10 protein-coding genes are annotated in these 12,376 nt (G+C 42.9%); 2 read left to right on the top strand and 8 right to left on the bottom strand.

Translation table 11 applies throughout. The features are described from left to right. Positions 1-77: 77 nt before the first annotated feature. The 8 genes from ATK78_RS15405 to ATK78_RS15370 all read right to left on the bottom strand — a co-directional run bounded on the left by ATK78_RS15405 (position 78) and on the right by ATK78_RS15370 (position 9,463). A complete protein-coding gene (locus ATK78_RS15405) occupies positions 78-683 on the bottom strand; it encodes an RNA polymerase sigma factor (RefSeq protein WP_133577000.1) in 606 nt (201 codons plus the stop codon). Between the two features lie 81 nt (positions 684-764). Then, positions 765-1,502 (bottom strand): hypothetical protein, encoded by a 738-nt coding sequence (locus tag ATK78_RS15400; protein ID WP_133576999.1) that lies wholly within the window; start codon positions 1,500-1,502, stop codon positions 765-767. Between the two features lie 73 nt (positions 1,503-1,575). Then, complete coding sequence (locus ATK78_RS15395; RefSeq protein ID WP_133576998.1) at positions 1,576-3,702, bottom strand: xanthine dehydrogenase family protein molybdopterin-binding subunit; 2,127 nt, start codon at positions 3,700-3,702, stop codon at positions 1,576-1,578. Positions 3,703-3,715: 13 nt separating this feature from the next. Then, positions 3,716-4,729 carry an FAD binding domain-containing protein gene (locus tag ATK78_RS15390; protein ID WP_133576997.1) on the bottom strand — a complete coding sequence of 338 codons (1,014 nt, stop codon included), beginning with the start codon at positions 4,727-4,729 and terminating at the stop codon, positions 3,716-3,718. 17 nt (positions 4,730-4,746) lie between these two features. After that, positions 4,747-5,529, bottom strand: coding sequence for a 2Fe-2S iron-sulfur cluster-binding protein (locus tag ATK78_RS15385; protein WP_133576996.1), 783 nt, complete (start codon positions 5,527-5,529; stop codon positions 4,747-4,749). 139 nt (positions 5,530-5,668) lie between these two features. Next, on the bottom strand, positions 5,669-7,930 hold the full coding sequence (locus tag ATK78_RS15380) for a xanthine dehydrogenase family protein molybdopterin-binding subunit (protein WP_243732547.1): 2,262 nt from the start codon (positions 7,928-7,930) through the stop codon (positions 5,669-5,671). A gap of 11 nt (positions 7,931-7,941) precedes the next feature. Next, positions 7,942-8,961 carry an FAD binding domain-containing protein gene (locus ATK78_RS15375; protein ID WP_133576995.1) on the bottom strand — a complete coding sequence of 340 codons (1,020 nt, stop codon included), beginning with the start codon at positions 8,959-8,961 and terminating at the stop codon, positions 7,942-7,944. Beyond that, positions 8,954-9,463: a (2Fe-2S)-binding protein gene (locus ATK78_RS15370; protein ID WP_133576994.1), complete on the bottom strand. Its 510-nt coding sequence runs from the start codon at positions 9,461-9,463 to the stop codon at positions 8,954-8,956. The genes ATK78_RS15375 and ATK78_RS15370 overlap by 8 nt, the downstream gene beginning before the upstream one ends. A gap of 346 nt (positions 9,464-9,809) precedes the next feature. On the opposite strand from ATK78_RS15370, the gene ATK78_RS15365 reads away from it, so the two are divergent. Together ATK78_RS15365 and ATK78_RS15360 are read left to right on the top strand one after the other, a co-directional pair. Further along, entirely contained in the window at positions 9,810-10,694 is an 885-nt protein-coding gene (locus tag ATK78_RS15365) for an AraC family transcriptional regulator (protein ID WP_133576993.1), read from the top strand. Positions 10,695-10,840: 146 nt separating this feature from the next. Beyond that, positions 10,841-12,346, top strand: coding sequence for a family 43 glycosylhydrolase (locus ATK78_RS15360; RefSeq protein ID WP_133576992.1), 1,506 nt, complete (start codon positions 10,841-10,843; stop codon positions 12,344-12,346). Positions 12,347-12,376 lie beyond the last annotated feature (30 nt).

The raw sequence follows: 12,376 nt of genomic DNA, 5'->3' as shown, positions 1-12,376 counted from the left end.
TGACCTGACCAGGCATAAAGTACTTCAAGAAATGGTTATGTAATTGTTAAAGTTGCGTTAACTACTACGGGCTGGATTTATTTTTCCAACATAAGGGCTGCCAGCAGCATATAGAATGATCCTTTAATATCGGGATCGGTTTTGATGAGGGCAATTCTTAATCTTTTTAATCCGTCGCTGATGTTGTTTTTTACAGATTGTTCTGCCAGTCCCAATGCATCAGCGATTTCTTTGATGGTATATTCTTCTGCCCTCAATAAGAATATATCTTTCATGTTTTTTGGAAAAGTGTGTATGGTTTGAGAAATGGTTCGCTCCAGATCATTATGCGACAGTACATCAAGGATCGTACTTTCAATTTCCGTCATGCGGTATATCAAATGTTCAATAGCAGTTTTATGCAGATTGCCCCTGCTGAATAATCTAATGATCCGATATTTGACGGATCCTTGCAGATAGCTTTTTAATGAGGTGTCTATTTCGATCTGATGCCTTTTGTCCCAAAAGTCTGTAAAGACATCCTGTACCAGGTCTTCAGCTTCATTTTGATCTTTTAAACGATAATAGGAAAGCTTATAGAGATCTTTCCAATAGGCATTGAATATAGTTTGAAAAGCCTGTACATTATCGTCTTGCAATTCCTTTATTAAGCGCTTGTCACCTTCTAAACCATGTACCTGCATTTCAATGCAAAGTTATTTGGACTGTGTTGTCCGAATATTACAGCAAGGTTAAGTTTAAGGTGTTGTATTTAAATGGTCGGATTAATAAGGCAAGCGGAAAAGCAAGTCTACTTTATCGTTTTCTCTTTTAAGATATTTTTCATGAGCTAACCTGGCGTCGGCACTTGTCAGACTGGATTGAAGTAACTTATCCTTTTCTAAATTAATGGCCGCAAAAAATTGTTTTATTTGAGGGGTAGCTTCAAAATAAAGAATATGGGATACCGGGATATTATCAATTCGTTTGTAATAAATGTTGTTACAGCTCAGCTGTTTTAATATTTCGTAGCAATTGGCATGTTTAGGTGAATTTGCCAGGTGGATCCGATAAATGTTGTCATTGATCTTTTCTCCGTTTCTAAAGTAAACGCCCAAAAGAAAGGAGAGTTTATTTTCGGTACTGGAATAGAGCAAACTGTCAATCAAATGATCGCCATCATAATAGGCATTCATTTTTTTGGACATTATTTCAGAAAAATATATACCGTATTTTTTATTCAGCGCCGTATTAAAATCCTTCTTCAAGATGCTGTCTATAAAATTTACCAGTGGTTTTTCTCCCTCATGATAGCTGTCAAACTGATTCACCTCGGTGGTATTCCGTTTTCTGCTGATGTAGTCGTTTAGCGTTCCTAAAAGGAATAACTCACTATTCATTTTTACTTCAGTAGCTCCGGCTTTTCTCTCTGTATTCAGATTTGCCTGAATGGTTTGTGAAAATGAATTCAAAGCGGGTACTGTCATTAATAGCACGAACGGGAGTAGATTCCTGGTTTTCATAAGCGTTATGTTCAATGTTATAAATGGTTTAGACAGTGTAAGGTATGAAAATTCAATTAATAAATATATTGATTTACAATAATTTATCGGGTGTAATGGGAAGGCTTCTGATCCGTTTGCCTGTTGCATTGAAAACCGCATTGGCAATGGCTGCAGCAACGCCAACTATACCCACTTCACCGATGCCCTTTATGCCGAGTTTATTTGGAATAAAGTCTTCTTCGTTGATGAACATGGCATCCAGCTTACCAACATCCAGGTTACTGGGTACATGGTAATCTCCAAAGGAACGCGTTGCGAAGTTTCCATATCTTGGGTCTATTATTGATTCTTCAGACAAAGCCATACCTATACCCCAAATGTTACCGCCAATGATCTGCGAGCGTGCGGTTTTTGGATTCAGGATCTTACCTGCACCGGTAGCAGCGAGGAAGCGGGTAACTTTTACCATTCCGGTAGCGATGTTGACTTTTACTTCGGCAAAATTCGCATTAAAGCTGTGTGTAGAATACTGATCTGTATTTGACGGGGCTTTGGCATCTGCACGGGTTTGAAAGTCTAAGGTCTGCTCTGAGATCATCATCTGCCTTGCAGTGGGACGTACAAAAAACTGTTTGTCTGATTTGGCAATCAGCTCATTGGTAATTTTTATACAGGCATCATTTACTGCATTGGCAAAGCTGGCCGCACCAACGGAGCCTACAGATCCTGCTGCGGGCGGTAAGTCGGAGTCGCCAATGTTTACGGTAATATTTCCAATCGGCAGGTCTAATCCATCGGCCGCTACCTGTGCCAGAATGGTGTTTGTTCCTGTACCCAGATCTGATGCAGCGAGTTCTATGGTTGCTGTAACCTGGCTTCCTGACCGTTTTAATTTGATAATTGCCGAACTATCCCGCTGCCGGGCAGGGTAAGTGCCGCAAGCCACGCCATATCCAATCAGGTAGTTGCCTGCTTTAGTTTGTCCGGGTATGGCATTCCTTTTCTCCCAGCCAAATGCTTTGGCTCCTTCCTGTAAGCATTGTACTGTTTTTCTGGACGACCACGGCTTTCCATTTGAGGGGTCCTTTTCCGGTTCATTTTTTATACGCAGTTCAATGGGATCGATTCCCAGCTTGTGTGCCAGCTCGTCCATTGCCGATTCCAGCGCAAAGCTTCCGGTTGATTTTCCTGGTCCCCTGGTATATGTTGGAAGGATTACATTCATGGGAACCACCCGGTAGCTGATCAATGAATTTGGCGCGTCATACATGATCTTTGTACAGTCGCCACAAGGTTCAATATATTCACTGTCAATAGCAGAGTGGGTAGTAGTCTCGTGACTGATTGAAATAAGCTTGCCTTCTTTTGTAGCACCAAGACTTACTTTTTGAATGTTTCTTTGCCGCAAGCCTACAGAATTAAACATCTGCTGACGGGTTAAGGCTAATTTTACCGGCCTGCCGGTAACTTTTGCCGCTACCGCGGTAAGTACCAGGTTTGCCCATTGTCCGCCTTTTGAACCAAACCCTCCGCCAATATATGGGGAAACGATCCGTACATTTTCTGGTTTTAAGTTAAGCGTTGCTGCTGCGGATGATTGGGCACCATTGATGATTTGTGAGCCGTTGTAAAGAATTACATTTTCGCCTTCCCAAACTGCAATTGTAGAATGAGGCTCCATAGGATGATGGTGTTCAATTGGTGTTTCATAAGTTTCCTCAACTTTCACAGCAGCTTCGCCAAGTGCTTTTTTTGCATCGCCGCGGATCTGGTCTGCCAGTTCCTGTCCTTTAGGCTTTACTGCATCCTTTGCCAATTCATCAAAATCTATTTTTCCAGCTTTTTCCTCATAACTTACCTGAACCAGGCGAGCAGCATGGGTTGCCTGTTCAAATGTTTCGGCTACAACGATACCGATATGCTGACCATAGAAATGAATTTCAGATCCCTGAAGTAATGCGCCGCCGCGGAGACCACCCTTAATATTGAGCTTTGGCGTATTCTTGTGCGTGATTACCTTTAAAACTCCTGGTGATTTTTCTGCAGCAGCACTATCGATGGCGGTGATCTGACCTGAGGCTATGGTACTTTTAAAGAGAACGGCATAGGCCATATTCTTTGCCGGATAGTCTGTAGCATAGGTAGCTTTGCCGGTTACCTTTAATAAACCATCAATCCGGGTGATTGCTTTTCCAATGCTTTTATTCTTTTCTTCCATGGGTACTGTTGCGTTATGCCTTGTAGCCTGTTCCTTTAAATGCTTGTTCTAAAGCATAGACGATGGTTTTTTTACCCATCCCGATTTTAAACTTGTTGTGAGCCAATGGTCTGGCATCTTCCATTTCTGCGTCTGCTGCCATTTGGAAATTCTCTACTGTTGCCATCTTTCCACGCAGTATATTTTCTGCATGGGTTGCTCTCCATGGTTTATGGGCAACACCGCCCATAGCAATGCTTGCAGAAATTATTTTGCCACCAGCCAGTTCCAATCCAGCAGCGACAGATACCAATGCAAATGCATAAGAATTCCGGTCCCGGACTTTAATGTAAGCGGAGTTGGCCGCAAATTTATTTTTAGGAATTTCAATTGCTGTGATGAGTTCGCCGTGATCCAGGTTGTTGTCCTTTTCCGGATGATTACCTGGCAGCCGGTGAAAATCATGTATAGCTATTATGCGTGCTGTTCCGGAAGGCTGCATCACTTTAACCGATGCGTTTAATGCAGACAGGGCAACAGCCATATCTGACGGATAAACGGCAATGCAGCTGTCCGACCATCCAAATATGGCATGCATCCTGTTAATTCCCTGCATGGCTGAACATCCGGTTCCAGGCAGTCTTTTATTGCAGGGCATGGCTATATCATAAAAATAGGAGCAGCGGGTTCGTTGTAACAGATTGCCGCCATTGGTGGCCATATTGCGGATCTGTGCCGAAGCACCTGCCAATATGGCTTTGGTAAGTAACGGATAGTCTTTGCGGATCAATGGGTGGTTTGCGGCATCCGTATTTTTCCCGAGTCCGCCAATAGAAATCCCGACGACGTTATTGCCGGTAACCAATGGTCTAACTGCAGTAAGATCCAGCCGCCCTAAGTCAATCAATTCATCGGGACGCTCTACATCTTCTTTCATCAGATCGAGCAGGTTTGTTCCCCCTGCAAGAAATTTGGCATTCGGATTTTTAATTAAAAGATTGATGGCAGATGATGCATTGCTGGTATTGGTAAATTTAAATGGTCTCATATTCCTGATCTTAAATACTAACCTGCAAAAAGCCAGGTCTGTTCAACGTTCTTTCCGGTTTGGGCCTCTTTGATTGCGGCAACGATGTTGGGGTATGCACCACATCGGCAGATATTGCCAGACATGCGTTCTGCAATTTCTTCATCAGATAAGATAACGGACTGCTGATTTTGTCTAACATCTGCAGTAACAAAACTTGCCTGTCCTTCTTTAGCCTCTTTCATCAATGCTACTGCCGAACAGATTTGTCCGGGTGTGCAAAATCCGCATTGAAAGCCATCGTGTTTTAAAAAGGCAGCCTGCATTGGATTGAGCTCATTGTCTTTGGCTAACCCTTCTATTGTAATTACTGATTTACCCTCACAGGTAGCTGCCAACGTTAGACAGGAAAGTACCCTTTTACCATCAACGATGACTGTACAGGCACCACATTGTCCATGGTCGCAACCTTTTTTAGATCCGGTAAGATCCAGTCTTTCTCTCAAAGTGTCCAGTAAGGTTGCCCTGGAATCTATCAGAACCTTTTTTGCAGTATTGTTGACTTTAAAACTAACATTGATGCCATTTTCTATGGCTGCAGGAGCCAGGTCTGCAATGTCACCAATTTCGGCAGAACGTGCAAAAAGCTGCTCTGCACCAATCAGGTGACTGGCCAGTAATCCGGCCGATGCCAGTCCCATTAGTTTCATGAAGTGCCTGCGGTTCAGTCCCGAACTTATAATTTCATCAAGTTCTTCGGGCATCAGGTCGCCAAAGAGTTTCTTTTCTTCTTCGGTCAGTTTGGTCTTGTTTTCATTCATGCTTCAGGTCTTATAGGTTAAGCGTATATAAGCCATTGATTTGTAGCTGATAATCAGTACATAAATTTAAACAGAAGAACTAAGATATGGTTTCAATAAATCAAAAATGATACATTTCAGCTAAACTGGTTTGAGCCAATTACATCAGCGTATCAAAGTGGATGGGGAACTGATTAACCCGTTTGCCAGTGGCATGGAATATGGCATTGGCTATGGCAGGAGGCATAGCCGCCAAACCGATCTCGCCAACACCTTTGGTGCCCAGCTCATTCACAATGTCGTCTTTTTCTTCTACAAAGATCACCTGCAAATCGTGGATATCTGCGTGTACCGGAATGTGGTATTCAGCAATATTCATGTTCATATATTTTCCAAACCGGTGATCGGTGATGCTTTCTTCACGTAAGGCCTTACTGATGCTCCATATCATACCGCCCAGAATTTGACTTCTTGCAGTTTTAGGATTGATGATCTTTCCGGCTGCCACTGCGGTAACGGCCCTTGTCACGTTGATAATGCCCAGTTCTTCATCCACTTCCACTTCTACAAACGCAGCACTGTGTGCTGCGCGGGAGTATTTTTTTAGCTTAAAGACCTTAGGCATCGCAAAGTTAACCGACTTGATCACCTTGTGGCCATTTGCAGCAATGATGTCACTATACGAGATAAAGACAGCGGGATTGTCAATGCTGATCATTTTGCGGTCTGCGAATATAACTTCGTCAATTTTAACTCTTTTAAACGGACTGTTGCCGATGCTTTTGGCTTTTTTTAGAATCTTTTTCTTTAGCGCATTGCAGGCGGCCTTGATGGCAGAACCCACGGATGAAACCGTAAAGGAGCCACCTTGTATTGGAGCAAATGCCATTTTGCTATCGCCATAAGTAAAAGTAACATCATCCATGTGCAGTCCCATCTCATCTGCGGCAATCTGTGACATTACGGTTAGCGTACCAGTTCCAATGTCTGTAACTGCGCTGTTTACGTGTAACTTTCCTTCTGTAGTAATGGTTGCCGATGCACGTGCAGGCAATTGCATGGCTTCCCATATTCCTGTCGCCATGCCGTAACCAACCAGTTTATTTCCCCTGCGCATGCTGCGCGGCTCAGGATTTCGCTTGTTCCAGCCAAACTGTTCAGCACCCTGCAGGTAACACTGCCTCAGTTCTTTGCTGGAATAAGGCCTGCCAACGCTTTCATCCTGCTCTGCATAATTGATTAGTCTGAATTCTAGCGGGTCTATTTTCATCTGGTAAGCGAGGTCGTCCATTGTGCTTTCTATGGCATGCAGTCCGGTGCTGCCGCCTGGCGCACGCATATCCAGCGGACTAAACACATCCAGCGGCACGAGGTTGTACTTAAATAACGTATTCTTTGCAGGATACAGCATGTGTGACCAGTTGACTACCACTTCTGTATAATCTTCAAACCTGGACGTTTCTGCAATGGCTTCGTGGTTCAATGCATTGACCTTTCCATCGGCCGAAGCCCCGAAACGGGTAAACTGTACAGTGGGAGGGCGGTGTCCAAAGGTAAACATCTGATGCCTGTCCAGCGTAACGCGTACATTTCTCTTTAACTCCAATGCGGCCAAAACAGAGAAGAAAAGCTGGTATTGCGGACGCAAGCCTGAACCAAAAGCACCACCCACGTATGGAGAAATTACCCGGACATCTTTAAAATGCAGTCCGAATACATTGGCTACATAGAGCTGGCAGTTTACTGTGCCCTGTGTTTTATCATATATTGTTACCTTTCCCTTACCTTTGTATACAGTTGTTGTAGTAAAAAGTTCAATGGGATTATGGTGTTCTGTTCCATGTACAAACTTACCTGATGCCTGAAAAGGGGAGTTCTCATATGCTTTTTCAAAATTGCCAACAGGTTTTGGCGGCGGTGGTTTTAAAAACGTTGCCAGTCCGCCTTTTGGGGCCCTGGCTTCTGTAATATTGGCAATCAGATCGGTTTTGAAGTCTTCCTGTTCATAGGTTATTTCTACAAGTGTGGCCGCATAGCGTGCAAGTTCAAAGCTTTCGGCGACAAGCAGTGCAATGGGTTGGCCATTGTATTTTATCTTATGATCTGCCAAAGGCTGAAACGGACTTCCCGGAGGTGCATCCATATCGGCGTACTGCATGCTGAACCAGGCTAATGAAGGCCTGTTCTTATGGTGAAAGACTTTAACAACACCGGGAATAGCTTCTGCCTTTTCTGTATTGATACTAATTATTTTGCCTTTGGTAATGGTGCTGTTGATCACATAACCATAAAGCAGGTCAGAAACATTGAACTCCCCAGCATACCTGGCAGCTCCGGTAACCTTTTCATAACCTTCCAGTCTGCTGATGGACTGTCCAACGGCAGGTTGTTCTGGTTTATAATTTTTTTCCATTGTACTCATAATATCGGTGGTTATAAAGAGGGTTGGGCACCCGGTTGCTGTGTATCCGGATCCAGGGCCATCATGCAGTTCCTGACAATGGCGCGCTTAGCCAGCTCGATCTTAAAGGCATTGAATTCGAAAGACTTTGCTCCCTGAAGGATGAGGTCTGCCGCTGCTTCAAAATTGGTTTTACTGGCCTGTTTACCTTTTAAAAAATCTTCTGCTTCCTGTACCCGCCATGGTTTATGGGCAAGGCCGCCCAGGGCAATCCGGGCTTCTTTGATCAGACCGTGTTCCAGATCAAGTGCGGTAGCTACAGAAACCAGCGCGAATGCATAGGAATTTCTATCCCTCAATTTCAGGTAACTGTAACTGCTGGAAAAACCTTTTTCAGGCAGATCAATGCTGCTGATGAGTTCATTGTCCATCAGGTTATTATCGATATGAGGTGTATTACCAGGTAAACGGTGGAAATCTGCAAAAGGGAGTTGTCTTGTTCCTTCGGGACCAACAATGTTCACTACCGCATCCAGTGCAGCAAGTGCCACGCACATGTCTGATGGAAATACGGCGATGCAGTGTTCACTGGTACCCATAATGGCCATGGTTCTGTTGTAACCATTAATTGCCGAACAACCTGTTCCCGGCTCTCTTTTATTGCAGGGCGTATTGATGTCATAAAAATAATAACAGCGTGTGCGTTGTAAAAGATTACCACCATTTGTAGCCATGTTACGGATCTGTGCGGATGCTCCCGCAAGAATTGCCCTGTTCAGCAGCGGATAACGCGATTCTACTAATGGGTGGTAAGCGGTATCGGCATTGGTTGCAAAAGCACCAAGACGGAGCCGGCCATCAGGTAGTTCTTCGATAGTTTGGTGTTCAGAAATAGGGTTAATATCTACCAATTCGTCTGCTGTAGTGATGAAATATTTCATCAGGTCGATCAGGTTGGTGCCGCCGGCAATAACCCGGTGTCCTTTGCCGAGGCTTACATTGGCAAGGGCTTCGTCCATCGAATAAACCCTGGTATAATTGAAATCATTCATTTGTTAATCCCTCCTGAACTTCCATGATCGCATCAATGATATTGGTATTGGCTCCACAGCGGCATAAGTTTCCGCTCATCAGCTCTTTAACTTCGGTACGTGTTTTTGCTTTTCCTTCAGCAATCATTCCAATTGCACTACAGATTTGTCCGGGCGTACAGTAGCCGCACTGGAATGCATCATGATCAATAAATGCTTTTTGCAGCGGATGAAGTTCGCCGTCTTTGCCAATACCTTCAATAGTTGTAATGCTGGCACCATCCTTCATCACTGCCAGTGTAAGGCAGCTGAGGATTCTTTTGCCGTCAACAATGACTGTACAGGCACCGCATTGTCCATGGTCGCAGCCTTTTTTTGTACCAGTTAGGTCCAGATGTTCCCTAAGGCAATCCAGCAGGCTAACCCATGGCTTTACTTCCAGAGTTTTTACCTCGCCATTTATGGTAAGGCTCAATTTTTTCTTATGGCTGATCACTGGTGTACTTATGTTTTCTGTAATCATAGCGGTGTCTGTTTATAAAGGTGATTTATGGTTTCGCCGATCCCGGTTTAGGGGATTTTGGAATATACCATGGATAAAAATAATGGTATTTTTCATGATAGCAGGTTTGTTTTATAACCAACTGGCGTTGTGATTGTTTAAATAAATTCATTGTTTTAGCCGCTTCCTTATTGAAACCTTAAAATTTATTCCTTATAGGAATAAACAGCTGTTCGTTAGCCTAATATTAAGCTTTAATTACAGCGTGAAAATTTCTGACAGGACCGGATGATTTAATTGCCAATCTCTCTTTTGCTTTTATCAATAGGATTTTTTAAGTAGGTTAGCTTTATTATATAAGAACTATATGATTGACTACTACAAATATCTGCCCGTTGGTAAAGAGGATGAAAATTGGGGACTTTGTGTGTTAAACGTAGGCTGCACCCGGGTTGGCTCTGCATGCGGTTATCCTATAAACGCCCATCCGGACGATCATAATTTTAGATGGCAAACCGGACGTGTTTTGAGTGAATACCAGATTATATATGTTACTGAAGGACATGGATTGTTTGAATCGGACAGCTTTAAGCAAGCCGAAGTAAAGGCAGGTACCATTATCCTGTTGTTTCCTGGAGAAAGGCACCGCTACCGTCCGTCTAAAGAAACGGGATGGGATGAATACTGGGTTGGTTTTAAGGGGAAGATTATGGATGACCTGGTGGAGAAGAAATTCTTTAAACGGGAAAACCCCTGCATTAATCTTGGCTTTAATGAGCATACCTTTAATCTGTTCAATTCCATCATTGAAAAAACAAAAAGAGAAGATACCGGCTATCAGCCGCAAATATCGGGAGCAACCCTGCATTTGTTGGGTTGTATCCATTCTGTAGAAAAGGAACAGTCTGTTCAAAATGAAGAAAAGCAAATCATCATTAATAAGGCAAGACTGCTTTTCAGGTCGAACATCACTAAGGTGTTTTCTCCTGAACAGGCCGCACAAGAACTGATGATTGGCTATTCTCATTTTAGGAAGCTCTTTAAAACCTATACCGGTATTTCTCCCGGTCAGTTTTATATCCAGTTAAAGATTGAAAAGGCTAAAGAGCTGCTGTGTGATCAAAAGATACCCATCAAAGAAATTGCTTATGAGCTTCAGTTTGATTCTTATTTCTACTTCTCCAGGTTATTTAAGGAGAAAACAGGGCTAACGCCAAGTGCCTTTAGGCTGAGGGCTAACGGCAAATCATAGGTGTAGCGTTAAGTCATAAAGTACGAATCTATTGTCAAATTCTATAACTATAGCATAATTGAATGAATTAAATTTGGTTAACTGTTTCACTTACTGCTTACTTAACGCTTGTTTTAAGATGTAGTTATGATAAAATTGAACCAAATATGAGAAAGTTTTACCCGGCATTATTGATCGCCCTGGTTTTTAGTTTTGCTGCCAAAGCGCAGTTGATTAAGAACTTCACCCAAGAGGGGCAGCAAATTACAAAATTTGATAATTTAGGAAACGCAGTGGATGCCCATGATGGCGAAATTGCCTATTTTAATGGTACCTATTATTTGTATGGTACAAGCTACGACTGTGGTTTTGAATGGAACAATAAGACCGCACCCTTTTGCGGCTTTAAGTCTTACTCTTCAAAAGACATGGTTACCTGGAAGGATGAAGGATATTTGTTCGATGCGAAGACGCCATTGTGGCAATCCCGTTGTGACGGAAAGACCTACGGTTGTTTCCGCCCTCATGTCATTTACAATAAGAAAAACAAAACATACATCCTTTGGATCAACGTTTACGATAACGTATCCGGTTATCGTGTTTTTACCGCGAAAACACCTATCGGGCCATTTATCGAAACCAAAGAACCGAAAATAGCTGTGAACAGCAATATGCCTGCTGCAGGCTTAAACAATGGTGATCATGATCTTTTTATAGATGATGATGGTACCGGTTACCTGGCCCTTACAGACTGGAGAACACGGGGCACTATTGTGATTGAACAATTAACGGATGATTATTTATCAGGAACAGGTAAAGTAGCCCGATCAATTACGAATGGCAATACTGAGGCACCGGCATTATTTAAACGCAAAGGGATCTATTATGTAACCTATTCAGACCCAAACTGCGGTTACTGTTCAGGAACAGGTACATCTTATAAAACGGCTAGATCCCCGTTAGGTCCGTGGTCTGAAGGAAAAAAAATCAGCGATAATTCATGCGGCGGACAGCCTTCTTTTGTGTCAACGATGAAGGTTAATTCAGAAACCATATACTTATATGGCAGTGACCTTTGGAACAATGCAGCTAAGAATGAAGCGTTGGCTAACTTCTATTGGGCACCGTTAACATTTGCAGAAGACGGATCTATCAATCCGATGGAATGCATCAAATCTTTTAGTGTAACTAAAAGCAAGAAAAATACTTCGGGTTCCGCTCCATTAGAGACTAATGACTTTAAGGCATTCTCTGACATTGGCGGTAAGATTCAAAGATCGCAATCTTTTACGGCGGCTAAATCCGGGCGGTTAAAAACATTTGAGGTAACGACGCTTAAAAATGGATATCCGCTTGAAGATCTGAGCCTGGATTTTTACGAATCTGAAGCTGGAAAAATCAAGGGATCACCATTGGCAAAGATCATCATTCCGAGAGATTCACTGGGATGGTCTGCCAGGGGGTTTGTGGTCAACCCGAATGTAAGTGTAACGTCAGGAAAGCAATATACATTTGTACTGAAGTCTGATACCGGAAAAGGGTTTTATGGCTTTGCTTACAACGACTCCGCTTCTAATTCTGGTACTGATAATGCTGCTATCAGCACCGATTATGGTCAGACGTTTACCGTTGAAAAGAACCGGAAACTGAAGTTTAACTGGCTCATTGAATAGCTTTTAATCCCGTAATAAATTTTTAAATAA

The organism is Pedobacter metabolipauper (assembly GCF_004362715.1).
Classification (GTDB): Bacteria; Bacteroidota; Bacteroidia; order Sphingobacteriales; family Sphingobacteriaceae; genus Pedobacter; species Pedobacter metabolipauper.
This window is presented reverse-complemented; position numbering and strand designations above follow the sequence as displayed.